Raw genomic sequence first — 23438 nt, 5'->3', positions numbered from 1 at the left:
GCGGGGCCGATATCGGGCTGGCCTTCGACGGGGACGCCGACCGCTGCTTCGTCGTCGACGAACGCGGCCGGGGCGTGTCGCCCTCGACGGTGACCAGCCTGGTGGCCGCCCGCGAGCTGGGGCGCGAGATCGGCGCCACCATCATCCACAACGTGATCACGTCGCGGGCGGTGCCCGAGCTGGTCACCGTCGAGGGCGACACGCCCCGGCCGCGTTCGTCGACGACGAAGCAGCGGTCGGCGTCCCCGTCGAAGGCCAGCCCGATATCGGCCCCGCTGTCGCGGACGTAGGCCTGCAGGTCGACCAGGTTGGCCGGGTGCAGCGGGTTGGCCTCGTGATTGGGAAACGAGCCGTCAAGCTCGAAGTACAACGGCAACAAGGTGATTGAGCCGATCGCGCCGAGCACCGCGGGCGCGGTGAGGCCGGCCATGCCGTTGCCGGCGTCCACTGCCACTCGCAAGGGACGTAGCCCCGCGGTGTTCACCAGCGAACGCAGGAACGTCGCGTAGTCCTCCAGCACGTCGCGATCGGTGACGGTTCCTGGTGGTCCGTCATAGCGCTCGACCCCGGCGATCACATCCTCGCTGATGATGCGCAGGCCGCTGTCGGCGCCGACCGGCTTGGCTGCCGCGCGGCACAGCTTGATGCCGTTGTAGGCCGCCGGGTTGTGGCTGGCGGTGAACATCGCGCCCGGACAGTCAAGCGACCCGGAGGCGAAGTACAGCTGGTCGGTGGAGGACAAACCGATCCGCACCACGTCCAGGCCCTGGCCCGTCACGCCGGATGCGAATGCCGCGGCCAGCGCGGGCGAGCTGTCGCGCATGTCGTGGCCGATCACCACCTGCCGGGCACCCTCGCCGCGCATCAGCTTGGCGAAGGCCGCCCCCAAAGCGGTGACCAGCGGCTCGTCCAGCTCTTCGCCGACCAGCCCGCGTACGTCATAAGCCTTGACGACGCGGTGCACGGTCGCGGCGAGCCGAGACATGCCGGGGCCTCCTGACGCGTTGAAAGGGTTTGTTCCTTCGCCTGTTGGCCGTCAGCCTATCGGCCCCCGGGAAACACCGACCGTAGCGGTGCGCGGGGAATGCGCGCGACGCCGGAACGGCTAGTCACTGGGGTCGGGCAACACCCGAAGATGCCCGCGGCGCCGGCCGGATCGATGCTCGGGCGGCGCGAGCACACTGCTGCTGGGCGCGGTGGCCTGCGACCCGCCGTGGTGAATGTGTGGGTCGGCGAAACCGTTCACCGGCGTTGCGGCGTACGGCACGCCGCGATCGCCACCCTCGCGCACCGCGTCGGCCAGGGCGACCAGGTCGTCCTCGTCGGGGTGGGTGGGCTCAGAAACGAGGGGGCCGGCGTGGCGCACCAGATCCCACCCGCGGGGCGCGGTGATCCGGCCGGCATGGCCGACGCACAGGTCCCAGGAATGCGGTTCCCGCGCGGTCGCCAACGGGCCGACGACTGCCGTCGAGTCCGAGTAGACGAACGTCAGGGTCGCCACGGCGTAGTGCGGGCACCCGGGCCGGCAACAGCGACGGGGAACGTTCACGCCGAAAGGCTATCGTGCGGAAACGCCGTCGAAGCGCCGGACACGCGCAACCGGCCGACCCCCGATGTGCAACCGTTACCATCGGCGCGTGGGCGATTCGCGCAGCTCCCCGCACAGGGATCGGTCTCAGGGCCGATTCGCTTCCCATCGGTCCTCCCGGCGGGGCCGCGATGTGCGCGGCCCGCTGCTGCCGCCGACGGTGCCCGGGTGGCGCAGCCGGGCCGAGCGATTCGACATGGCGGTGCTGGAGGCCTACGAACCCATCGAGCGGAATTGGCAGGCCCGCCTGGCCGACCTCGACGTGGCGGTCGACGAGATTCCGCGGATCGCGGCCAAGGATCCCGACAGCGTGCAGTGGCCGCCCGAGGTGATCGCCGACGGGCCGATCCCGCTGGCGCGATTGATCCCGGCCGGCGTCGACGTCCGCGGCAACGCCACGCGGGCACGAATTGTCTTGTTCCGCAAGCCAATTGAGCGACGGGCTAAGGACACCGTCGAACTTGGTGATTTACTGCACGAAATCTTGGTGGCCCAGGTGGCCATCTACCTCGATGTAGAGCCGTCGGTCATCGACCCGACGATCGACGACGAATGACGTTGTGGCGCGGCGTCAGATGATGCCGCGCTTGAGGCGACGGCGCTCGCGCTCGGAGAGCCCGCCCCAAATACCGAAGCGCTCGTCATGCTCCAGGGCGTACTCCAGGCACTCGTGGCGTACCTCGCACCCCAGGCAGATCTTCTTCGCCTCGCGGGTGGAGCCGCCCTTCTCCGGGAAGAACGCCTCGGGATCCGTTTGGGCGCAAAGCGCCCGGTCCTGCCATTGGTCAGCGACGGGCGCCAGCATCGGCTCGGGCTCGAATGCGACTGGCGCATCAGGAACCACGGTCAGGTGCGGCCGAACGGTTGGGACCGGCGCTGAGACAATAGGGGTGTGCGGCGTGCTCGCCATGACTCCTCGAAGATGTTCGTAAGACATACGGTCGTCCGCCTCCTCAGTTTGATTGGGAGAGTGAGTGGTTCCCACTTTTCTGATGTGTACCGACAATTCGAACAAGTGATCGAATCTCGGTCTGCGACACCGGAACCGGCCGGCCAACCGGGAAATGACACTGTTGTGATTAGACACGGGTTAATCTGCCGGGTCAAGCATTACGGCGCATTTCCATACCATCTCGTGACCGAATTACGGCGTTTCCGTTGTTTTGCGCATTCGGCGTGTCGATCACACCGCGCGCGACTACGCTTAAGGGCCGCGTAACGGCCCCGCCACCGCACAGTCGTCGGGCAGTACTGTCGTCCACGTGAAGGTCACCGTTCTGGTCGGTGGGGTTGGCGGCGCCCGCTTCCTGCTGGGGATTCAACAGTTGCTCGGGCTGGGACAGTTCGAAACGCAACAGCACCCAGACGCGGGAACCGGCAACCACGAACTTAATGCAATCGTCAACATCGGCGACGACGCCTGGATTCATGGACTGCGGGTCTGCCCGGATCTGGACACCTGCATGTACACCTTAGGTGGAGGGGTAGACCCGGAGCGAGGGTGGGGTCACCGCGACGAAACCTGGCACGCCAAAGAGGAATTGGCGCGCTACGGCGTGCAGCCGGATTGGTTCGGCCTCGGCGACCGGGATATCGCCACCCATCTGGTGCGCACCCAGATGCTGGGCGCCGGCTACCCGCTCTCGCAGATCACCTCGGCGCTGTGCGATCGCTGGCAACCCGGCGCCCGACTGCTGCCGGCGAGCGACGACCGCTGCGAGACGCATGTGGTGATCACCGATCCGGACGACGGCACCCGGCGGGCGATTCACTTCCAGGAGTGGTGGGTGCGCTACCGCGCCGGCGTGCCCACGCACAGCTTCGCGTTCGTCGGCGCCGAAAAGGCCACCGCCACAGGTGATGCTGTCGCGGCCATCGCCGACGCCGACGTCATCCTGCTGGCGCCGTCCAACCCGGTGGTGAGCGTCGGCGCCATCCTGGCCGTCCCCGGCATCCGGGCGGCGTTGCGCTCGGCGACCGCCCCGGTCGTCGGCTACTCGCCCATCATCGGTGGAAAACCATTGCGCGGCATGGCCGATGCGTGCCTGTCGGTGATCGGGGTGGAGTCCACCGCGGAGGCGGTCGGCCAGCACTACGGGGCGCGCGGTGGCACCGGAATCCTGGATTGCTGGCTGGTGCACGAGGGCGACCACGCCGACATTCAGGGTGTGGCGGTGGCCGCCGTGCCGCTTTTGATGACCGACCCGAAGGCGACGGCCGAGATGGTGAGCGCCGGGCTCGACCTCGCGGGCGTGAAGCCGTGACCGAACACGGCACCGGCGCGGCGATCGAGATCCTGCCCGTCGCCGGGCTGCCCGAATTCCGGCCCGGCGACGACCTGAGCGCGGCCCTGGCCGCGGCTGCGCCCTGGCTGCGCGACGGCGACGTCGTGGTGGTGACGAGCAAGGTGGTGTCCAAGTGCGAGGGCCGGCTGGTGCCGGCGCCGCAGGATGCCGAGGAGCGCGACCAACTCCGGCGCAAGCTGGTCGAGGCCGAGGCGGTGCGCGTGCTGGCGCGCAAGGGCCGCACCCTGATCACCGAGAACCGCATCGGCCTGATTCAGGCCGCCGCGGGCGTGGACGGATCCAACGTGGGCCGCGACGAACTGGCGCTGCTGCCGGTCGACCCGGACGGCAGCGCCGCGGCCCTGCGTGCCGGGCTGGCCGACCGGCTCGGCGTCGACGTCGCCGTGGTCATCACCGACACGATGGGCCGCGCGTGGCGCAACGGCCAGATCGACGCGGCGGTGGGGTCGGCCGGTCTGGCTGTGCTGCACGGCTATTCGGGGACCGTCGACCGCCACGGCAACGAGCTGGTGGTGACCGAGATCGCGGTCGCCGACGAGGTCGCCGCGGCGGCCGATCTGGTGAAGGGCAAATTGACCGCCATGCCGGTGGCCGTGGTGCGCGGCCTGGCGGTGGCCGACGACGGCTCGACGGCCCGGCAGCTGTTGCGGCCCGGCGAGGAAGACCTGTTCTGGCTGGGCACCGCCGAGGCGCTCGACATGGGGCGCCGCCAGGCGCAGCTGTTGCGCCGGTCGGTGCGCCGGTTCAGCGCCGAGCCGGTCGCGGCCGAGCTGATCGAGTCCGCCGTCGCCGAGGCGCTCACCGCGCCGGCCCCGCACCACACCCGGCCGGTCCGGTTCGTCTGGCTGCAGAGCCCCGACGTTCGGACGCGGCTGCTGGACCGCATGAAGGACAAGTGGCGGTCGGACCTCGCCGGCGACGGCCGGCCCGCCGACTCGGTGGAGCGGCGGGTGGCGCGCGGCCAGATTCTCTACGACGCACCCGAGGTCGTCGTTCCGATGCTGGTTCCCGACGGTGCGCACACGTATCCCGACGCGGCCCGCACCGACGCCGAGCACACCATGTTCACCGTCGCGGTCGGGGCGGCCGTGCAGGCCCTGCTGGTCGCGTTGGCCGTGCGGGGGGTGGGCAGCTGCTGGATCGGCTCGACGATCTTCGCCGCCGACCTGGTGCGCGCCGAGCTCGACCTGCCGGGTGATTGGGAGCCGTTGGGCGCCATTGCGATCGGCTACCCCGAGGAACCCGCCGGCCCGCGTGACACGGCGGACGCCGGGGATTTGTTGATCCGCAAGTGATACTGGCCCCATGAAAACGTTCGCGGGCAAGGCGGCGGCGTCCGCCGACAAGGCCCGCGGCGGCTACTACACGCCGGCGCCCGTCGCCCGGTTCCTGGCCCGCTGGGTGCGCGACGCCGGACCGCGCGTGCTGGAACCCTCCTGCGGTGACGGTGCGATCCTGCGCGAGCTGGCCGCCCTCGGCGGGCGGGTCCACGGCGTCGAACTCGTCGCCGAAGAGGCGGCCAAGGCACGGGAATTCGCGCCCGTCGACGTCGCGAACCTGTTCGCGTGGCTGGCCAGCGCCGCGCCCGGCGGCTGGGACGGGGTCGCGGGTAACCCGCCCTACATCCGGTTCGGCAACTGGGCGTCCGAGCAGCGCGATCCCGCACTGGAGCTGATGCGGCGCGAGGGATTGCGGCCCACCCGGTTGACCAACGCCTGGGTCCCCTTCGTGGTGGCGAGCTCGATCTTGGTGCGCGACGGCGGCCGGGTGGGCCTGGTGCTGCCCGCCGAGTTACTCCAGGTCACCTACGCCGCACAGCTGCGCGAGTTCCTGTTGAGCCGGTTCAGCGACATCACGCTGGTGACGTTCGAGCGATTGGTGTTCGACGGCGTCCTGCAGGAGGTGGTGTTGTTCTGCGGGGTCGCCGGCCCGGGGCCCGCCCGGATCCGCACGGTCCACCTCACCGACGCCGGTGCCCTCGCGCACGCGGACCTGGACGCCGAATGGGCGCCCGCGCTGTTGCACGAGAACGAGAAGTGGACCCAGTACTTCCTCGACCCGGCCGCCATCCGACTGCTGCGAACCCTCAAGCGGTCGACGATGCTGATCCGGCTCGGGTCGGTCGCCGCCGTGGATGTGGGGATCGTGACGGGCCGCAACAGCTTCTTCACGCTCACCGACGCGCAGGCCCGCGAGCTCGGGCTGCTGCCCCACTGCGTCCCGCTCGTCTCGCGCAGCGCGCAGTTGTCCGGGTTGGTCTACGACACCGACTGCCGGGCAAGCGATGTCGCCGCCGGGCGCCGCGGCTGGCTGCTCAACGCGCCGCGCGAGCCCGTCGACCCCGCCGTGCTCGCGCACATCGCTGCCGGTGCGGCCGCCGGCGTGGATCGCGGCTTCAAGTGCTCGATCCGCAAGCCGTGGTGGAGCACGCCGTCGCTGTGGATCCCGGACCTGTTCATGCTGCGCCAGATCCACCGCGCGCCGCGGCTGACCGTCAACGCCGCCGCGGCCACGAGCACCGACACGGTGCACCGGGTCCGGCTCGCCGGCGGTGTCGACCCGACCGGGCTGGCCGCGGTGTTCCACAACAGCGTGACGTTCGCCTTCGCCGAGGTCATCGGCCGCAGTTACGGCGGGGGGATTTTGGAGCTGGAACCGCGCGAAGCCGAGCAGCTCCCCATTCCCCCGCCGGCGCTCGCCGGCCCCGAGCTCGCGTGCGACGTCGATCTGCTGTTGAAGGCCAACGAGATCGAGAAGGCGCTCGACCTCGTCGACCGCCACGTCCTGATCGACGGCCTGGGGCTCACGCCGGAGGTGGTGACGCACTGCCGCGCGGCCTGGGTCGCGCTGCGGGACCGCCGGAAGCGACGGGGTTCCCGGTGAGCGTCCGGGAGTCGGCGATCTCGCTGCTGTCCGAGTGGGAGGCGCCCGACGCGGCGCAGGACGCGTTGCGGCACGCGGTCCTGGCCTATGTGCACGCCCGGCCCGACGCGTGTCGCCGCGAGTGCGTGCCGGGTCATGTCACGGCCTCGGCGCTGGTGCTCGACGACACCGGCGGCCGGGTGCTGCTGACATTGCATCCCCGCGTTGGCCGGTGGGTGCAGCTGGGCGGCCACTGCGACGAGGACGACGACGACATCGTCGCCGCGGCGCTGCGCGAGGCCACCGAGGAGTCCGGCGTCGACGGCTTGCGCATCGAGCCCCGGCTGGCCGCCATCCACGTCCACCCGGTCACCTGCTCGTTGGGCGTGCCCACCCGCCACCTGGATCTGCAGTTCGTCGCGCACGCGCCGGCCGGCGCACGGATCGCGATCAGCGACGAGTCGGAGGACTTGCGGTGGTGGGCGGCCGACGCGTTGCCCGACGGCACCGACCACGCGCTGGCGTATCTGGTCGGCCGCGCCACCCGCCCCTAGCCGCCGAGTGTGAAGCTAGCTGCACACTCGGGCTCGAGCGTGCGGCTAGCTGCACACTCGCGCACAGGGATGGGGCCTCAGACGTCGGACGAGTAGCGGATGCCGCCGTCGGGAATCGAAACGCCGGGCCAGACCCGGGCGCCGCGCAGCAGCTCGCAGCGCGCACCGATGTCGGCGCCGTCGCCGATCACGCCGTCGCGGATCAGCGCCCGCGGGCCGATGCGCGCGCCGAAGCCGATGATGGATCGCTCGATCACGCTGCCCGCCTCGACCTTGACGCCGTCGAAGATCACGGCGCCGTCCAGCCGGACGCCGGGACCGATCTCGGCGCCGCGCCCGACGACGGTGCCGCCGATCAGCACGGCGCCGGGCGACACCGCCGCGCCGTCGTGCACCAGCTGCTCGCCGCGGTGGCCGTGCAGCGCCGGCGACGGAGCGATCCCGCGCACCAGGTCCGCCGAACCGCGCACGAAGTCTTCCGGTGTGCCCATGTCCCGCCAGTAGGTCGCGTCGACGTAGCCGCACACCTTGACGTCCGGATCGGAGAGCAGGGCGGGAAACACCTCGCGTTCGACCGACACCTCGCGCCCGCGCGGGATGCGGTCGATGATGCCGCGCTCGAAGACGTAGCAGCCGGCGTTGATCTGGTCGGTGGGCGGATCCTGCGTCTTCTCCACGAAGGCGGTGACCCTGCCGTTCTCGTCGGTGGTGACGCAGCCGAAGGCCCGCGGGTCGCCCACCCGCACCAGGTGCAGGGTGACGTCGGCCTGCTGCGCGCGGTGGAAGTCGATCATCTGATTGAGGTCCGAACCCGAGAGCACGTCGCCGTTGAACACCATCACGGTGTCGTGACGCAGGTGGGCGGCCACGTTGGCGATGCCGCCGCCGGTGCCCAGGGGCCGGTCCTCGGTGACGTAGTCGATCTGCAGGCCGAGCTTGGACCCGTCGCCGAACTCCGCCTCGAACACCGCGGCCTGATACGAGGTGCTCAGGATGACGTGCTCGATGCCCGCCGCCGCGATCCTCGACAGCAAGTGGGTCAGGAACGGCAGCCCGGCGGTCGGCAGCATCGGCTTTGGCGCCGACAGCGTCAGCGGCCGCAGCCGGGTGCCCTTGCCGCCGACCAGAATTACCGCATCGACTTGCGGGTTAGCCATCTCAGCGCCGCCCTTCCGCCAGTTTCCGTCTCCGGGTGCGCAGCGCGCCACGCACCATCAGACGGGACCGCAGCGCCAGTGAGGCCCGCAGGGTCCAGCGCAGCGGCGCGCGCCGCCACCCGGAATGCCGGTCGGCCAGGAACATATAGGTGCTCTTGTGATGCGCCGCCAGGTGGCTCGCCGGGTCGTCGCCGGTGGAGTGGCCCTTGTGGTGCAACACCTCGGCCGACGGCACGTAGACGTTCAGCCAGCCGGCCCGGCCGAGCCGGTCCCCGAGGTCGACGTCTTCCATATACATGAAGTAGCGCTCGTCGAACCCGCCGACTTGGCCGAAGGCGGACCGCCGCACCAGCAGGCACGACCCCGACAGCCAGCCCACGGGGCGTTCGGTGGGCTCCAGCCGCTCCTGGCGGTAGGCCGCCGTCCACGGATTGCGCTTCCAGAGCGGGCCGACGACCGCGTGCATGCCGCCGCGGATGAGGCTGGGCAGGTGGCGCGCCGACGGGTACACCGAGCCGTCGGGGTCGCGGATGAGCGGGCCAAGGGCGCCGGCGCGCGGCCAGCGGGTGGCGGCGTCCAGCAGGGCGTCAATGCTGCCCGGGCCCCACTGGACGTCGGGGTTAGCCACGATCACCCAGTCGTCGTCGATGTCCGGCGTCTCGGCGAGCTGCGCGACCGCGCGATTGATCGCGGTGCCGTACCCGAGATTGGCGCCGGTGTGGAACAGTCGCACGTTCGGGTAGCGCTCGACGGCGGCCTGCGGGGTTCCGTCGGTGGAGCCGTTGTCGGCCATCAGCACACACACGGGCCGCTCGGTGGCCAGCGACAGCGAGGCCAGGAATCGCTCGAGGTGTGGGCCCGGTGAGTAGGTCACCGTCACGACCGGCAGGACGTCAGTCACGCGTAGAGGGTAACGGTAGATCGGCGGTGAGCGCCGCGACAAGCGCAGCGCGCCAGGGCCTTAGCGGCCGCAGGCCCGCCGCGGCGGACTCGCGGCCCGACAGCGCGGAGTAGGTCGGGCGCGGGGCGGGGCGCGGAAACTCCGCGGTGCTGACCGGGTGCACGCGCTCGGGGTCTGCGCCGCATTCTTCGAAGATCGCGCGGGTCTGCTCGAAGCGGGACACCGCGCCCTCGTTGGCGGCGTGCAGGATCGGCCCGGGCACGTGGTCGTCGGCGATCTGCAGCAGCGCCTCCGCCAGGTCGCCCACATACGTCGGTGACCCGACCTGGTCGTTTACGACGTTCACCGGGCCGTCCCCCGCGGCCAGCCGGCGCATGACGGCGACGAAGTCCTTGCCGTCGCCGCCGGTGTAGACCCAGGCGGTGCGGACGATGACGGCGTCCGGCAACGCCAAAATGACGGCCTCCTCCCCGGCATGCTTGCTGCGCCCGTACACGCCCGCCGGGGCGGTTTGATCGCTGGGCTCGTATGGCCGCGGGTCGGCGCCGCCGAAGTCCCCGTTGAAGACGTAATCGGTGGAGACGTGGATCAACCGGGCACCGGCGCGCGCGCAGGCCCGGGCGATGTTCTCGGGGCCGGTGGCGTTGACGGCGTAGGCGCCTGCCTCGTCGCTCTCGGCGCCGTCGACGTCGGTGTAGGCCGCGCAATTGACCACCACGTCACCGCGCTCGATGATCCGTTCGGCGGCGGCGGGGTCGGTGATGTCCCACTCCGACGAGGTCAGCCCCACCACGTCGCGGCCCTGACTGGCCGCCAGCGAGCGCAAATAGCCGCCCAGCTGGCCCCCGGCACCGGCGATCACGATCCTGCTCGACATGGTTCGAGTCTGGCATGCCCGGGAAAGCCCGGGCGAACGCCCGGGGCGCGCGGGGGCTCGTTACCCGCGAAGCAGGTGTGCCGCAAGTAACCTAGTGGGATGCCTGTGCAACGTGTGGTTCGTGTGATTGCCATTGCGCTCACCCTTGTGGTGGTCCTGGGCACCGGGCTCGCGTGGAGCAACGTCCGGTCCTTCGAGGACGGCATCTTCCACATGTCCGCGCCCTCGCTCGGCAAGGGCGGCGACGACGGCGCGATCGACATCCTGCTGGTCGGCCTCGACAGCCGCACGGACGCGCACGGCAACCCGCTGTCCCAAGAGGAGCTGGCCGCCCTGCGGGCCGGCGACGAGGAAGCGACCAACACCGACACGATCATCCTGATCCGGATCCCCAACAACGGGAAGTCGGCGACGGCCATCTCGATCCCCCGCGACTCCTACGTCGCGGCCCCCGGCCTGGGCAAGACGAAGATCAACGGCGTCTACGGCCAGACCCGCGAGGCCAAGCGCACCAGCCTGGTCAAGGCCGGCGATTCGGCCGAGGACGCCGCGGCGCAGGGCACCGAGGCCGGGCGCGAGGCCCTGATCAAGACCGTCGCCGACCTCACCGGCGTCACCGTCGACCACTACGCCGAGATCGGGCTGCTCGGCTTCTCGTTGATCACCGACGCGCTCGGTGGCGTGGACGTCTGCCTCAAAGAGCCGGTTTTCGAACCGCTTTCGGGCGCCGACTTCCCGGCCGGCCCGCAACGCCTGGACGGGCCGGAGGCGCTCAGCTTCGTCCGTCAGCGCCACGAGTTGCCGCGCGGCGACCTGGACCGGGTGGTGCGTCAGCAGGTGGTGATGGCCTCACTGGCCCACCGGGTCATCTCCGGCAAGACGCTGTCGAGCCCCACCACCGTGCGACGCCTCGAGGCCGCGGTGCAACGCTCGGTGGTGATCTCTCAGGGTTGGGACGTAATGGATTTCGTCCAGCAGATGCAGAAGCTCGCGGGCGGCAACGTCGCGTTCGCCACCATCCCGGTGCTGGACGGGGCCGGCTGGAGTGACGACGGCATGCAGAGTGTGGTGCGGGTGGACCCGCATCAGGTACAGGACTGGGTCAATGGGCTACTGCACGAGCAGGAGCAGGGCAAGACCGAGGAGATCGCCTACACCCCGGCGAAGACCACCGCCAGCGTGATCAACGACACCGACATCAACGGCCTGGCATCGGCGGTCTCACAGGTGTTGACCGCCAAGGGATTTGGCGCAGGTACCGTCGGCAACAACGACGCCGGCCATGTCAAGGGCAGCCAGGTCCGGGCCGCCAAGACCGACGACCTGGGGGCCCAGGAGGTGGCCAAGGAGCTCGGCGGGCTGCCGGTGGTCGCCGATGCATCCGTCGCGGCGGGCTCGGTCAAGGTGGTGCTGGGCAACGACTACACCGGCCCCGGCTCCGGACTTTCCGGCACCGCGTCGGTGCTGCCCGCCCGGGTGTCCAACGTCGGTGCGGTGGCGGCCGACCCGAACGTCCCGCCGCCCTCGCCGATCCTGACCGCCGGTTCCGACAAGCCCGAGTGCATCAACTGAGCACGCTCGCCGGCGCCATCCTCGACCCGATGCTGCGGACCGACCCGGTCGGCCCGCGCATCACCTACTACGACGACGCGACCGGCGAGCGCATCGAGCTGTCGGCGGCGACGCTGGCCAACTGGGCGGCCAAGACCGGCAACCTGTTACGCGACGAGCTCGGCGCCGGACCGGGCAGCCGGGTCGCGATCCTGCTGCCCGCGCACTGGCAGACCGCGGCCGTGCTGTTCGGGGTGTGGTGGATCGGCGCCGAGGCCGTGCTCGCATCGGGCCCGGCCGACATCGCCATGTGCACCGCCGAGCGGCTGGACGAGGCGGACGAGACCGGGGCCGGCGAGGTGGCGGTGCTGTCGCTGGACCCGTTCGGCCGCTCGGCGCCCGACCTGCCGATCGGAGTCACCGACTACGCGACCGCCGTACGGGTGCACGGCGACCAGATCGTCGCCGAACCCCATCCCGGTCCGGCGCTGACCGGCCGATCGGTCGACGAGGTCCTGGCCGACTGCCAAAGGGCCGCCGCCGCAAAGGAATTGACGGCCGCCGACCGGGTGCTGTCCACCGCCGCGTGGTCGAAACCCGGCGAGCTGGTAACCGGCCTGCTGGCGGTCCTGGCCGTCGGCGGCTCGCTGGTGCAGGTGGCCAATCCCGACCCGTCGGCGTTGCAGCGCAGGATCGAGACCGAAAAGGTCACCCGGGTGCTCTAGACGCGGCGGATACATATTGATATCGCAATATTTCAATGTTAACGTCGAGCGAGCATCAGCTGACGCCACGACGACAGGGAGGTCCGGGCAATGGCGGGGTACGCGCTCTTGGCAAAGGCGGCATCGACGGTGGTCACCGGCCTGGTCGGCGTGACGGCCTACGAGGTGGTGCGCAAGGCCGTGGCCAAGGCGCCGCTGCACGAGACCGCGGTGTCGGCTGCCGAGCTGGGGCTGCGCGGGACGCGCAAGGCCGAGGAAGCCGCCGAGTCCGCCCGCCTGAAGATCGCCGACGTCATGGCCGAAGCCCGCGAACGCATCGGCGAGGAAGCGCCCACGCCGGCCGTCGCCGACGTCCACCAGCACGACCACTGATCCCCGCGCAGATGGCGCTCGCCACCGCCCTGGACCCGGTCCGCTCGAAAGACCCCGCGCTGCAAATCGTTTCGGATGCGGCCGGGCGCATGCGGGTTTCCGTCGACTGGCTGCGGTGCGACTCCCGGCGCGCGGTGGCGATCGAGGAGGCCGTCGCCAACGAGGATGGCGTGCGCGTGGTGCACGCCTACCCGCGCACCGGATCCGTCGTCGTCTGGTATTCGCCCCGGCGTTGTGACCGCGCCGCGGTGCTGGGCGCGATCAGCTCCGCCGCACACGTCGCCGCCGAGCTGATTCCCGCACGCGCGCCGCATTCGGAGGAGATCCGCAACACCGACGTGTTGCGGATGGTCGTCGGCGGTGCCGCGCTGGCCCTGCTCGGCGTGCGCCGCTACGTGTTCGCCCGGCCGCCGCTGCTCGGCCCGAACGGCCGGGTTCTGGCCACCGGCGTCACCATCCTCACCGGCTACCCGTTCCTGCGCGGCGCGCTGCGCTCGTTGCGCTCCGGCCGGGCCGGCACCGACGCCCTGGTGTCGGCGGCGACGGTGGCGAGCCTGGTGCTGCGCGAGAACGTGGTGGCGCTGACGGTGCTGTGGCTGCTCAACATCGGCGAGTACCTGCAAGACCTCACCCTGCGCCGGACCCGCCGGGCGATTTCCGAACTGCTGCGCGGCAGCCAGGACACGGCGTGGATCCGGCTGACCGATGGGGCCGAAGTCCAGGTCCCCATCGACGGCGTCCAGATCGGCGACGAGGTGATCATCCACGACCACGTCGCGATACCGGTGGACGGTGAGGTGGCCGACGGCGAGGCGATCGTCAACCAGTCCGCGATCACCGGCGAGAACCTGCCCGTCTCGGTCCTGGTCGGCGCGCACGTGCACGCCGGGTCGGTCGTGGTGCGCGGGCGCCTGGTGGTGCGCGCGCAGGCCGTCGGCAACCAGACGGCGATCGGGCGCATCATTACCCGGGTCGAGGAGGCCCAACACGACCGCGCGCCCATCCAGACCGTGGGCGAAAACTTCTCCCGCCGTTTCGTTCCCACCTCGTTCATCGTGTCGGCCCTCACCCTGGCGGTCACCGGTGATGTGCGCCGCGCGATGACCATGCTGTTGATCGCGTGCCCCTGCGCGGTGGGCCTGTCCACCCCGACCGCGATCAGTGCCGCGATCGGCAACGGCGCCCGCCGCGGCATCCTGATCAAGGGCGGCTCCCACCTCGAGCAGGCCGGCCGGGTCGACGCGATCGTGTTCGACAAGACCGGGACGCTCACCGTCGGCCGCCCCGTCGTCACCAATATCATTGCCCTGCACAAGGATTGGGAACCCGAGCAGGTATTGGCCTACGCGGCCAGCTCGGAGATCCACTCCCGCCATCCGCTGGCCGAGGCGGTGATCCGCTCCACCGAGGAACGCCACATCACCATCCCGCCGCACGAGGAGTGCGAGGTCCTGGTGGGTTTGGGCATGCGCACCTGGGCCGACGGCCGCACCCTGCTGCTGGGCAGCCCCGGGCTGCTGCGCGCCGAAAAGGTGCGGGTCTCGAAGAAGGCGTCGGAGTGGGTGGACCGGCTGCGCCGCCAGGCCGAGACCCCGCTGCTGCTCGCGGTCGACGGCAAGCTGGTGGGACTGATCAGCCTGCGCGACGAGGTGCGCACCGAGGCGGTCGAGGTGCTGAAGCAGCTGCGGGACAACGGTATCCGCCGCATCGTCATGCTCACCGGCGACCATCCCGACATCGCCCGGGTGGTCGCCGAGGAGCTGGGCCTCGACGAGTGGCGCGCCGAGGTGATGCCGGAGGACAAGCTCGAGGTGGTGCGCGGGCTGCAGAACGACGGCTACGTGGTTGGCATGGTCGGCGACGGCATCAACGACGCCCCGGCGCTGGCGGCCGCCGACATCGGGATCGCCATGGGCCTGGCCGGAACCGACGTCGCCGTCGAGACCGCCGACGTGGCACTGGCCAACGACGACCTGCACCGGCTGCTCGACGTGCGCGACCTGGGCGCCCGGGCCGTCGACGTCATCCGGGAGAACTACGGCATGTCCATCGCCGTGAACGCCGCCGGGCTGATCATCGGCGCGGGCGGTGCGCTATCCCCCGTGCTGGCCGCGATCCTGCACAACGCGTCGTCAGTCGCGGTGGTGGCCAACAGCTCCCGGCTGATCCGCTACCGGCTGGACTAGCACCCGCTTGAGCACCTTGCCGCCCGCGTTGCGCGGCAGCTCGTCGACGAACAGCACGTCACGCGGGATCTTGAAGCGCGCCAGCCGGTTTCGCACATATTCCCGGACCTCGTGCTCGGTCAGCATCGCGCCCGGCCGGAGCACGAGGTAGGCGCGCAACCGCTGCCCGAACTCCTCGTCGTCGACGCCGACGACGGCGGCGTCGAGGATGCCGGGATGCTGCGTGAGCGCCTCTTCGACCTCGCCGGGGTAGACGTTCTCACCGCCAGAGACGATCATCTCGTCGTCGCGCCCGTCGATGAATAGCCTGCCGTCGGAATCGAAATGGCCCATGTCGCCGGTGGACATCAGGCCCTGAACCGACTCCTTGGTGCCGCCATCGGTATATCCCTCGAAGGTCAGCACGTTGCCGACGAAGATCCGCCCCGGCGTCCCCGGCGGCACCTCGCGGCCGTCGTCGCCGAAGATCTTGACGACCGAGCCCGGGACCACCGCACCCACGCAGCCGGGCGCGGCGGTCAGGTCGGCCGGCGTGGCGATGGTGGCGTAGGCGACCTCGGTGGATCCATACATGTTGTAGACCACGGGGCCGAGCGCCTCGAGCGCCCGGGTGGCCAGCGCGCCACCGAGCTGGGAACCGCCGATGAACACGATGCGCAGCGACGACAGGTCGTGCTCGGCTAGGGCGGCCGGCCCCAGATCAAGGATGCGCCGCAACATGATCGGCACGACGATCATGGCGCTGGCCCGATGCGCGGCCACGCTGGCCAGCGTCTCTCGGGCATCGAAGTGGCGGCGCAGCACCAGGGTCGAGCCCAGCACCATCGCATACATCGCGTGGCTGAAACCCATCGAATGAAGAAGCGGCACACAGCATTCCGTGACTTCCCGGCCGCGGAACGGCACCTTGCCGAGCAGACCGCCCACCGGTATCAGCGAGTGGGGCTCGGAGCGCGCGGCGCCCTTCGGCGTTCCCGTCGTCCCACTGGTCGAGATGACAATCTTGGGCCGCCCACCCGACGAGGGCGGCGGGCGGGGATCCCCGCGTTCGATCAGCGCGTCCAGGGAGTCGGGAGCGGGCGTATCCGTCCAGGCCCGGATCCGGCCCAGCCTCGGGCGGACGTCCCCGACGACGGCGCTGTACTCCTCGTCGTAGACCAGCAGGTCCGCGCCTTCGCGGGCCAGCGTTTCGGCGAACTGCGTGCGCCCGAAGCCGGTGTTGAGCAGCAGGACGAATGCGCCGCACTTGCCGGCGGCGAAGACGGCCTCCAGGAACCCCCGGTGGTTGCCGGCCAGGATGGCCACACCGGCGCCCGGGCCGAGCCCGCGCCGCCGCCACTCGTTGGCCAACGCGTTGGTCCGCTCGTCCAGCTCACCGAACGTCAGGGGCCCGCGCTCGTCGATCAGCGCCACCCCGTCACGGTCTCGCCCGGCGGCGATCGCCGGCGCCGCCCCCAGCAGGCCGTAGCGTTTGAGGGCGCGCAGCGCCGGCACGATCCGCCCGGGCGGTAGCCACCCCAATCCCCCGGACCGAACATAGAGAAAGAGCGACCGGGCTTCCAAGCCCGCGCGCCGAAGAGGTTCCACACGTCGATGCTGCCGCCGGGCCCCGCCCGGGAATAAGGGCGCAACGCCACTGCGACAGGGGTCTTTCGTCACCATCGTTACTCTGGTTAACGACTAGACGGAAAGGGCATTGCCGATGACGCGCACCGACAACGACAGCTGGGACCTGGCCACGAGCGTGGGGGCCACCGCCACCATGGTGGCAGCCGGACGGGCCCGGGCCACCCGCGACGGCCTGATCGACGACTCGTTCGCCGAGCCCCTGGTGCGCGCCGTCGGCGTCGATTTCATGACGCGGTGGGCCGCCGGCGAATTGAGCTCGGCCGACGTCGACGAGCCCGGCGCCCCGTGGGGCATGCAACGCATGACCGACATGCTGGCCGCCCGCACGCGCTACATCGACGCGTTCTTCGCCGAGGCGGGTGCGACGGGCATCCGCCAGGTCGTCATCCTGGCCTCGGGCCTGGACGCGCGCGCCTACCGGCTGCCGTGGGCGGCGGGCACCACGGTGTTCGAGATCGACCAACCGCAAGTCATCGAATTCAAGACGGCGACCATCGCCGAGCTGGGCGCCCGGCCCACCGCCGAGGTTCGGGCCGTGCCCATCGACCTGCGCCACGATTGGCCGTCGGCGCTGCGCGAGGCCGGCTTCGACACCGGGCGGCCGGCCGCCTGGGCCGCCGAGGGCCTGCTCGGCTTCCTGCCGCCCGAGGCACAGGACCGGTTGCTCGACGACATCACCGCGCTCAGCGCCGACGGGAGCCGGCTGGTGGCCGAGATCTTCAGCAACTCCGGCGACAACGGGGACGCCCTGAACGCCGCCAGCGAGAAGTGGCGGGAGAACGGCCTGGACATTGCGCTCGGCGACCTGGGGTTCCCCGGCGAGCGCAACGACGCGGCGACGTATCTGGAGCGGCGGGGCTGGCGCCCGGTTCGCACACCCCTGAATCAGTTGTTGGCCGACAACGGGTTACCTTTGCAGCGCACCGAAGCCGGTGCGCCGTTCGCCGAGAACTACTACTGCATCGCGGAGTTGCACACGGCCCGTTGACGGAAGGCCACCCATGGCAGACAGCACGCCCGCCAAGCCGCTTGACGGGTTCCGGGTACTCGATTTCACCCAGAACATCGCCGGGCCGCTGGCCGGCCAGGTGCTGGCCGACCTGGGCGCCGAGGTGATCAAGGTCGAGGCGCCCCTGGGTGAGGCGGCCCGGCAGATCACCGCGGTCCTGCCCGGGCGTCCGCCGCTGCCCACGCTGTTTCTGCCGCACAACCGGGGCAAGAAGTCGGTGGCCGTCGACCTCACGAACGACGAAGCCAAGCAACAGATCCTGCGGCTGGTCGATGACGCCGACGTCGTGCTGGAAGGGTTCCGCCCCGGCGTGATGGAACGGATGGGCCTGGGCCCCGACGAGTTGCGCGCCCGCAACCCCCGGCTGGTCTACGCGCGGCTGTCGGCCTATGGCGGCAACGGCCCGCACGGCAGCAGGCCGGGCGTCGATCTGATGGTCGCAGCCGAGTCGGGCATGACCACCGGGATGCCGACACCGACCGGCAAACCGCAGATCATCCCCTTCCAGCTCGTCGACGCCGCCAGCGGTCACGTGCTGGCCCAGGCGGTGCTGGCCGCGCTGCTCAACCGGGAGCGCCACGGCGTGGCCGACGTGGTGAGCGTCGCCATGTACGACGTGGCGGTCAACTTGCAGGCCAGTCAGCTCACGATTCATCTGAACAAACCCAGCGAGGCTGCCAAGCCCGACGCCACACCGAAGCCGAAGAAGCGCAAGGGAGTTGGCTTCGCGACCCAACCCTCCGACGCGTTCAAGGCCGCCGACGGGTACCTGGTGATCAGCGCGTATGTGCCAAAGCATTGGGCGAAGCTGTGCCAGATCATCGGGCGGCCGGACCTGCTGACCGACGAGCGGTTCATCGATCAGCGTTCGCGGGCAATGAATTACCACGAGTTGACCGAAGAACTCGAGTCGGCGCTGGCCGCCAAGACGGCGGCCGAATGGGTTGAGCTGCTTCAGGAAGGTGGCCTGATGGCCTGCCTGGCCTACACCTGGAAGCAGGTGGTGGACACCCCGCTGTTCGGGGAGAACGAGCTCGCCTTGCGGGTGGGCACCGGCGGCGACGCGGTCACGGTGGTCCGCATGCCGGCGCGCTACGCGGGCTTCGACGCGGTGGTCACCGATCCCCCGCCCGCGCCCGGGCAGCACAATGACGAGTTCCTCACGGCGCCATAGCCTTACAGGCTGGGCAGGCGCACCACCTGGACGAAGAACTCGTCGATCTGCCGGACCGCCTTCATGAACTGGTCCAGGTCGACCGGCTTGGTGACGTAGGCGTTGGCGTGCAGCTTGTAGCTGCGCAGGACGTCCTCCTCGGCCGAGGAGGTGGTGAGCACGACGACCGGGATGCGGGCCAGGTCCGGGTCGGACTTGACCTTCTCCAGCAGCTGGCGGCCGTCGTACTTGGGCAGGTTCAGGTCCAGCAGGATGAGGTCGGGCCGCGGCGCATCCTCGAACTTGCCGCGGCGGTAGAGGTAGTCGAGGCCTTCCTCTCCGTCGTGCGCCACGTGGAGCCGGTTCTTGAGTTTGTTGTGCTCGAAGGCTTCTCGCGTGATGAGCTCGTCCCCCGGGTCGTCCTCGACGAGCAGAATGTCGATCGCTCTGCCTTCTGATGTCATTGATGCGCTCCTTCCAAAGCGTCTGAGTCTGCTTCACCGGCGGGCTGGGGCATGGGCAGCGTGAACTCGAACCGCGTCCCGTCGGTGCGGGTCGGGTCGATCCGGATGGTGCCGCCATGATGCTCGACGATCTTCTTGACCAACGCGAGGCCGACGCCGGTCCCGGCGTACACGTCGCGGCCGTGCAGGCGTTGGAAAATGACGAAGACCTTGTCGGCGAACTCGACCGGGATACCGATGCCGTTGTCCGACACGGTGATCACCCATTCGCCGTCGTGGACGCCGGTGCCCGGCGCGCACTCGATGACGACGCGGGGCCGGCGGTCTTTGTGCCGGAACTTCACCGCGTTGCCGATCAGGTTCTGCCATAGCATCGTCAGCAGCATGGGGTCGCCCTTGATCCGCGGGAGCGCGTCGGGGCGCACGATTTCGGCGTCCGACTCTTCGACCGCGGTGGACAGGTTGGCCAGGCCGGAGTCCAGCGCCGTGTCGAGGTCGACGTCGGTCTCGGTGGCGCCCAGCCGGCCGACGCGCGAGAAGGTGAGCAGGTCGTTGATCAGGGCCTGCATCCGTTTGGCGCCGTCGACCGCGAATCCGATGTATTCGATCCCGCGCTCGTCGAGCTTGTCGCCGTATCGCCGCTCCAGTAGCTGGCAGAACGAGGCGACCTTGCGCAGCGGCTCCTGCAGGTCGTGCGATGCGACGTAGGCGAACTGCTCGAGTTCGGTGTTGGACCGGCGCAATTCGGCGGCCTGCTCGTCCAGCTGCGCCTGGGCCGCACGCGTTGTCTCGAGCTCGTCGACCATGCGCTTGCGCATGTTCTCCATGTTGATCGCCATGTCGCGGATGTCTTTGGGCCGCTTCGGCGGTGAGATGCTTTCCTCGAAGTTGCCCTCGGTGATCCGCCGGCACGCGGTGGCCAGCGCGGCGAGCGGGCGCGCGACCGTATCTCGGATCAGGAACCCCAGCAGCCCGGCCGTGACGAAGAACAGCAACACCATGGCACCGAACGCCCTGTCGCGCCAGGCATCGACGCGTTTGAGTTCGTCCGCGGCGGCCGTCCGCGCGGCGGACAGGTTCGCGTTCTGGCTATCGAAAAGCGTTCGCAAATGGTCGAATTCGGCTTTGCCGCGCTCCGCCGACGGTTTGCTCGTGACGTTCTTGCCGTTCGGCATGACGGTGCCGATGACCGGTTCGGCATAGCTCGCCCGCCACTTGGCCGCGGCGTTCTCGATCGCGTCCAGGTCGCCGATGAGGTCCGGGCGCTCGCTCAGGCGGCGCCGGATCTCTTCCACCGCAGCGTGTTCGGCGTGCTGCCCGTCGTAGTACGGCGTGAGGAATTGCCGGTCCCCGGCGATCAGGTAGCCCCGCATGCCCGTCTCCTGGTCGCGCAGCGCGGCCTGCAGCTGGAAGGCCGCCACGCGCGCCGGCTGGATGTTGTCGAGGAGGTCGCGCGTCATCTGATCGGTGCGGTCCAGCAACAGCGCGCCGACGAGTGCGCCGGCGAGCACCATCACGCCCATGCTGACCAGGACGAGGGCCTGCCAGCCACGCACGGTGAGCTGCGACAGGGGCAGGCGGCGCGACCTCGGGGTCACGGGGTGGTCCGTTCGACCCGCAGCACGGCGATGTCGTCGGTGAGCCCGCCGTGCGACTGGGCGAGTTCCTGGGCGCCGTCGATGAGCGCATCGACGAACTCCGGGCCCGGCCGGTTCGCGTGCGACCGGGCCAGCTCGAGCAGACCGTCCTCGCCGAGGCGCTGGGTGCCTTGTCCCGAATATCCCTCGAACAGACCGTCGGTCAGCAGCAGCAGGCCGTGGCCCGCGGGAAACTCCATCTCATAGCGGGGCCAGTCGTCGTCGGCGCGCAGGCCCAGTGCCGGACCTCCCGGCGGCTCCACCCACTCGACCGTTCCGCCGCGCTGCAACAGCATCCCGGGGTGACCGGCGCGGATGACGGTGATGCGCGAGCTATCGGCCGGGATCTCCAGGCTGAGCACGGTCGCGAAAACGCCTGTGCCCGTTCGCTCGGAGTGCAGCACCCGCTCGAGCTGCCGCATCAGCTCGACTCCGTGCACGCCGGCGAACGTGAGCGCGCGGAAGGCGATGCGCAGCGCCGCGCCCAGGGCGGCCTCGTGCGGCCCGTGCCCCGCGACGTCGCCGATCAGGACGTGAACGACCCGGTCGGGCGTCTGGACCACGTCGTAGAAGTCGCCGCACAGCAGCGCGTCCTCGCGGCTCGGCCGGTACCGCGCGACGATGTCGACGCCCGGGTTGTCCAGCAGCAGCGGGGAGGGCAGCAGGCCGCGCTCCAGCAGGGCGTTCTCCCGGGCCCGCAGCTGGGTCGCGTGCAGGTCGGCGGCGATCAGCTCGGCGCGCTTGCGCTCGATCGCGTACAGCAGCGCGCGCCGCAGCATCTCGGGCTCGACCCGGCCCTTCACCAGGTAGTCCTGGGCACCGGCGGCGACCGCCGAGGCGCCGAAGTACTCGTCGTTCAGCCCGGTCAGCACGACGATGGGAACGGTGGCGTCGTGCTTGGCGATGCGGTCCAGCGCGTCCATGCCGTTGGCGTCGGGCAGGTGTAGGTCCAGCAGCACGCAGTCGGGCCGGGCGGAGGCGAGTTCGCGCTCGGCGTGGGCCATCGACTGCGCCCACACCACCCGGATATCGGCGACCGCATCGGCGATCAGGTCTTCCACCAGCACCGCATCGGCGCGGTCGTCCTCGACCAATAGCAACGAGAACGACTGCCAGTTCGCCGGCGGGGTCACTGGAGCGCGCACGGGCATCATTTCCCGGTCATCCGGGCGCGCGCAGACGGCGCCAGGCCGTTCACTGAGACCCCCACGGTCAGACCCATTCGCACGACTCTACGTGTGGCCCCACCACCCCGAATGGCTGCCCTGAGTGATGCTAGTGTCGCGTTCAGCGCAGCAGCGCCCGCGACATGACAACGCGCTGAATCTGATTCGTGCCCTCGTAGATCTGGGTGATCTTGGCGTCGCGCATCATCCGCTCGACCGGGAAGTCGACGGTGTAGCCGGCGCCGCCGAAGAGTTGCACCGCGTCGGTGGTCACCTCCATCGCGACGTCCGACGCCCAGCACTTGGACGCCGCGGAGATGAAGCCCAGGTTGGATTCACCGCGTTCTGCGCGGGCGGCCGCGTGGTAGACCATCAGCCGGGCCGACTCCAGCTTCATGGCCATGTCGGCGAGCATGAACTGCACACCCTGGTTGTCGCTGACCGGGTTGCCGAACTGCTTGCGGTCCTTGGTGTAAGCGATGGCGGCGTCCAGCGCGCCCTGCGCGATGCCGACCGCCTGGGCGCCGATGGTGGGGCGGGTGTGGTCCAGCGTCGCCAGCGCGGTCTTGAAGCCGGTGCCCGGCTCACCGATGATCCGGTCGCCGGGGATGCGGCAGTTCTCGAAGTACAGCTCGGTGGTCGGGGAGCCCTTGATGCCGAGCTTCTTCTCTTTGGGCCCGACGGTGAACCCCTCGTCGTCGGCGTGCACCATGAACGAGGAGATGCCATTGGCGCCCTTGTTCGGGTCGGTGACCGCCATGACGGTGTACCAGCTCGACTTGCCGCCGTTGGTGATCCAGCACTTGGCGCCGTTGAGAATCCAGTCGTCGCCGTCGGCCTTGGCCCGCGTGCGCATCGAGGCCGCATCGCTGCCGGCTTCCCGCTCGGAAAGTGCGTAGGACGCCATCGCGGTGCCGTCGGCGATGGACGGCAGCACCTGCTTCTTCAGCTCGTCGGAGCCCCGCAGGATCAGCCCCATGGTGCCCAGCTTGTTCACCGCGGGGATCAGCGAGGCCGAGGCGTCGACGCGGGCGACCTCCTCGATCACGATGCACGCCGCGACGGAATCCGCACCCTGGCCGCCGTACTCCTCGGGGACGTGGACCGCGTTGAAGCCGGACGCGTTGAGCGCCTGAAGCGCCTCGTCCGGGAAGCGCGAATTCTCGTCCACGTCGGCGGCGTGCGGCGCGATCTCCTTCTCCGCCAGCGCGCGGATCGCCGCCCTCAGCTCCTGGTGCTCCTCGGGCAACTGGAACAAATCGAACGACGGGTCTCCGGCCCAACCAGCCATCTCAAGCCTC

At 70.1% G+C, this 23438-nt stretch carries 22 protein-coding genes; 11 read left to right on the top strand and 11 right to left on the bottom strand.

What is annotated here, in order from left to right; all coding sequences use genetic code 11:
- Both manB and A5750_RS00305 read right to left on the bottom strand, forming a co-directional pair.
- Positions 1-985, bottom strand: a 985-nt coding sequence (gene manB / locus A5750_RS00310; protein WP_082959010.1) for a phosphomannomutase/phosphoglucomutase, incomplete at its 3' end; no start/stop codon positions are given.
- A gap of 120 nt (positions 986-1105) precedes the next feature.
- Positions 1106-1549, bottom strand: a complete 444-nt coding sequence (locus tag A5750_RS00305; RefSeq protein ID WP_082948282.1) for a DUF3499 domain-containing protein — start codon at positions 1547-1549, stop codon at positions 1106-1108.
- Positions 1550-1721: 172 nt separating this feature from the next.
- On the opposite strand from A5750_RS00305, the gene A5750_RS00300 reads away from it, so the two are divergent.
- Positions 1722-2144, top strand: a complete 423-nt coding sequence (locus A5750_RS00300; RefSeq protein ID WP_066949924.1) for a metallopeptidase family protein — start codon at positions 1722-1724, stop codon at positions 2142-2144.
- A gap of 15 nt (positions 2145-2159) precedes the next feature.
- Here the strand turns inward: A5750_RS00300 and A5750_RS00295 are convergent, their stop codons facing one another.
- Positions 2160-2498, bottom strand: coding sequence for a WhiB family transcriptional regulator (locus tag A5750_RS00295; protein ID WP_082948283.1), 339 nt, complete (start codon positions 2496-2498; stop codon positions 2160-2162).
- 352 nt (positions 2499-2850) lie between these two features.
- Here A5750_RS00295 and cofD point away from each other — a divergent pair, with 352 nt between their 5' ends.
- From cofD to A5750_RS00275, 4 genes are read left to right on the top strand one after another with little or no spacing between them, the layout of a single operon-like run.
- The gene (gene cofD / locus A5750_RS00290; protein ID WP_066949921.1) at positions 2851-3852 is read left to right on the top strand and encodes a 2-phospho-L-lactate transferase; all 1002 of its coding nucleotides are present in this window, start codon (positions 2851-2853) and stop codon (positions 3850-3852) included.
- The gene (locus A5750_RS00285; protein WP_066949918.1) at positions 3849-5189 is read left to right on the top strand and encodes a coenzyme F420-0:L-glutamate ligase; all 1341 of its coding nucleotides are present in this window, start codon (positions 3849-3851) and stop codon (positions 5187-5189) included. The genes cofD and A5750_RS00285 overlap by 4 nt, the downstream gene beginning before the upstream one ends.
- Positions 5190-5199: 10 nt before the next feature.
- The gene (locus A5750_RS00280) at positions 5200-6777 is read left to right on the top strand and encodes a class I SAM-dependent methyltransferase (protein ID WP_067260508.1); all 1578 of its coding nucleotides are present in this window, start codon (positions 5200-5202) and stop codon (positions 6775-6777) included.
- Positions 6774-7310 carry an NUDIX hydrolase gene (locus tag A5750_RS00275; protein ID WP_067260505.1) on the top strand — a complete coding sequence of 179 codons (537 nt, stop codon included), beginning with the start codon at positions 6774-6776 and terminating at the stop codon, positions 7308-7310. Before A5750_RS00280 ends, A5750_RS00275 begins: the two co-directional genes overlap by 4 nt.
- A gap of 77 nt (positions 7311-7387) precedes the next feature.
- Here A5750_RS00275 and A5750_RS00270 read toward each other — a convergent pair whose 3' ends face one another.
- The 3 genes from A5750_RS00270 to rfbD are packed head-to-tail and all read right to left on the bottom strand — an operon-like array spanning position 7388 to position 10245.
- On the bottom strand, positions 7388-8467 hold the full coding sequence (locus A5750_RS00270; RefSeq protein ID WP_066949910.1) for a sugar phosphate nucleotidyltransferase: 1080 nt from the start codon (positions 8465-8467) through the stop codon (positions 7388-7390).
- Position 8468: 1 nt separating this feature from the next.
- Positions 8469-9368: a glycosyltransferase family 2 protein gene (locus A5750_RS00265; RefSeq protein ID WP_066949907.1), complete on the bottom strand. Its 900-nt coding sequence runs from the start codon at positions 9366-9368 to the stop codon at positions 8469-8471.
- Positions 9361-10245, bottom strand: a complete 885-nt coding sequence (gene rfbD, locus A5750_RS00260) for a dTDP-4-dehydrorhamnose reductase (protein WP_066949903.1) — start codon at positions 10243-10245, stop codon at positions 9361-9363. The genes A5750_RS00265 and rfbD overlap by 8 nt, the downstream gene beginning before the upstream one ends.
- 99 nt (positions 10246-10344) lie before the next feature.
- Here rfbD and A5750_RS00255 point away from each other — a divergent pair, with 99 nt between their 5' ends.
- The 4 genes from A5750_RS00255 to ctpC all read left to right on the top strand — a co-directional run bounded on the left by A5750_RS00255 (position 10345) and on the right by ctpC (position 15079).
- Complete coding sequence (locus A5750_RS00255; protein ID WP_067260502.1) at positions 10345-11817, top strand: LCP family protein; 1473 nt, start codon at positions 10345-10347, stop codon at positions 11815-11817.
- Complete coding sequence (locus tag A5750_RS00250) at positions 11805-12521, top strand: TIGR03089 family protein (RefSeq protein ID WP_197505309.1); 717 nt, start codon at positions 11805-11807, stop codon at positions 12519-12521. The genes A5750_RS00255 and A5750_RS00250 overlap by 13 nt, the downstream gene beginning before the upstream one ends.
- Positions 12522-12611: 90 nt before the next feature.
- On the top strand, positions 12612-12893 hold the full coding sequence (locus A5750_RS00245) for a DUF1490 family protein (RefSeq protein WP_066949897.1): 282 nt from the start codon (positions 12612-12614) through the stop codon (positions 12891-12893).
- An 11-nt stretch (positions 12894-12904) separates the two neighbouring features.
- Positions 12905-15079: a manganese-exporting P-type ATPase CtpC gene (gene ctpC / locus A5750_RS00240; RefSeq protein ID WP_067260499.1), complete on the top strand. Its 2175-nt coding sequence runs from the start codon at positions 12905-12907 to the stop codon at positions 15077-15079.
- Here ctpC and A5750_RS00235 read toward each other — a convergent pair.
- A complete protein-coding gene (locus A5750_RS00235) occupies positions 15026-16666 on the bottom strand; it encodes an AMP-binding protein (RefSeq protein ID WP_067260497.1) in 1641 nt (546 codons plus the stop codon). The two genes, ctpC and A5750_RS00235, sit on opposite strands and share 54 nt — an antisense overlap.
- Before the next feature lie 115 nt (positions 16667-16781).
- On the opposite strand from A5750_RS00235, the gene A5750_RS00230 reads away from it, so the two are divergent.
- Positions 16782-17696: a class I SAM-dependent methyltransferase gene (locus tag A5750_RS00230; protein WP_067260495.1), complete on the top strand. Its 915-nt coding sequence runs from the start codon at positions 16782-16784 to the stop codon at positions 17694-17696.
- A gap of 13 nt (positions 17697-17709) precedes the next feature.
- Positions 17710-18891 (top strand): CoA transferase, encoded by a 1182-nt coding sequence (locus A5750_RS00225; protein ID WP_067260494.1) that lies wholly within the window; start codon positions 17710-17712, stop codon positions 18889-18891.
- A 2-nt stretch (positions 18892-18893) separates the two neighbouring features.
- Here A5750_RS00225 and A5750_RS00220 read toward each other — a convergent pair whose 3' ends face one another.
- The 4 genes from A5750_RS00220 to A5750_RS00205 all read right to left on the bottom strand — a co-directional run bounded on the left by A5750_RS00220 (position 18894) and on the right by A5750_RS00205 (position 23428).
- The gene (locus tag A5750_RS00220; RefSeq protein ID WP_067260491.1) at positions 18894-19334 is read right to left on the bottom strand and encodes a response regulator; all 441 of its coding nucleotides are present in this window, start codon (positions 19332-19334) and stop codon (positions 18894-18896) included.
- Entirely contained in the window at positions 19331-20857 is a 1527-nt protein-coding gene (locus A5750_RS00215; RefSeq protein ID WP_082959012.1) for a CHASE3 domain-containing protein, read from the bottom strand. The genes A5750_RS00220 and A5750_RS00215 overlap by 4 nt, the downstream gene beginning before the upstream one ends.
- A gap of 71 nt (positions 20858-20928) precedes the next feature.
- Positions 20929-22125, bottom strand: a complete 1197-nt coding sequence (locus tag A5750_RS00210; RefSeq protein WP_067260487.1) for a PP2C family protein-serine/threonine phosphatase — start codon at positions 22123-22125, stop codon at positions 20929-20931.
- A 133-nt stretch (positions 22126-22258) separates the two neighbouring features.
- Positions 22259-23428 (bottom strand): acyl-CoA dehydrogenase, encoded by a 1170-nt coding sequence (locus A5750_RS00205; protein WP_067260485.1) that lies wholly within the window; start codon positions 23426-23428, stop codon positions 22259-22261.
- Positions 23429-23438: the final 10 nt, after the last annotated feature.

The sequence above is a fragment of the Mycobacterium sp. 852002-51613_SCH5001154 genome, assembly GCF_001667425.1.
GTDB lineage: Bacteria > Actinomycetota > Actinomycetes > Mycobacteriales > Mycobacteriaceae > Mycobacterium.
This window is presented reverse-complemented; position numbering and strand designations above follow the sequence as displayed.

What these genes read in the sequence shown, in the direction of transcription:
- A5750_RS00295 (WP_082948283.1), bottom strand. Translation starts at nt 2,498, where the DNA reads ATGGCGAGCACGCCGCACACCCCTATTGTCTCAGCGCCGGTCCCAACC.
- A5750_RS00280 (WP_067260508.1), top strand. Translation starts at nt 5,200, where the DNA reads ATGAAAACGTTCGCGGGCAAGGCGGCGGCGTCCGCCGACAAGGCCCGC.
- A5750_RS00270 (WP_066949910.1), bottom strand. Translation starts at nt 8,467, where the DNA reads ATGGCTAACCCGCAAGTCGATGCGGTAATTCTGGTCGGCGGCAAGGGC.
- rfbD (WP_066949903.1), bottom strand. Translation starts at nt 10,245, where the DNA reads ATGTCGAGCAGGATCGTGATCGCCGGTGCCGGGGGCCAGCTGGGCGGC.
- A5750_RS00255 (WP_067260502.1), top strand. Translation starts at nt 10,345, where the DNA reads ATGCCTGTGCAACGTGTGGTTCGTGTGATTGCCATTGCGCTCACCCTT.
- A5750_RS00245 (WP_066949897.1), top strand. Translation starts at nt 12,612, where the DNA reads ATGGCGGGGTACGCGCTCTTGGCAAAGGCGGCATCGACGGTGGTCACC.
- ctpC (WP_067260499.1), top strand. Translation starts at nt 12,905, where the DNA reads ATGGCGCTCGCCACCGCCCTGGACCCGGTCCGCTCGAAAGACCCCGCG.
- A5750_RS00230 (WP_067260495.1), top strand. Translation starts at nt 16,782, where the DNA reads ATGACGCGCACCGACAACGACAGCTGGGACCTGGCCACGAGCGTGGGG.
- A5750_RS00225 (WP_067260494.1), top strand. Translation starts at nt 17,710, where the DNA reads ATGGCAGACAGCACGCCCGCCAAGCCGCTTGACGGGTTCCGGGTACTC.
- A5750_RS00220 (WP_067260491.1), bottom strand. Translation starts at nt 19,334, where the DNA reads ATGACATCAGAAGGCAGAGCGATCGACATTCTGCTCGTCGAGGACGAC.
- A5750_RS00215 (WP_082959012.1), bottom strand. Translation starts at nt 20,857, where the DNA reads ATGGGCGTGATGGTGCTCGCCGGCGCACTCGTCGGCGCGCTGTTGCTG.
- A5750_RS00210 (WP_067260487.1), bottom strand. Translation starts at nt 22,125, where the DNA reads ATGATGCCCGTGCGCGCTCCAGTGACCCCGCCGGCGAACTGGCAGTCG.
- A5750_RS00205 (WP_067260485.1), bottom strand. Translation starts at nt 23,428, where the DNA reads ATGGCTGGTTGGGCCGGAGACCCGTCGTTCGATTTGTTCCAGTTGCCC.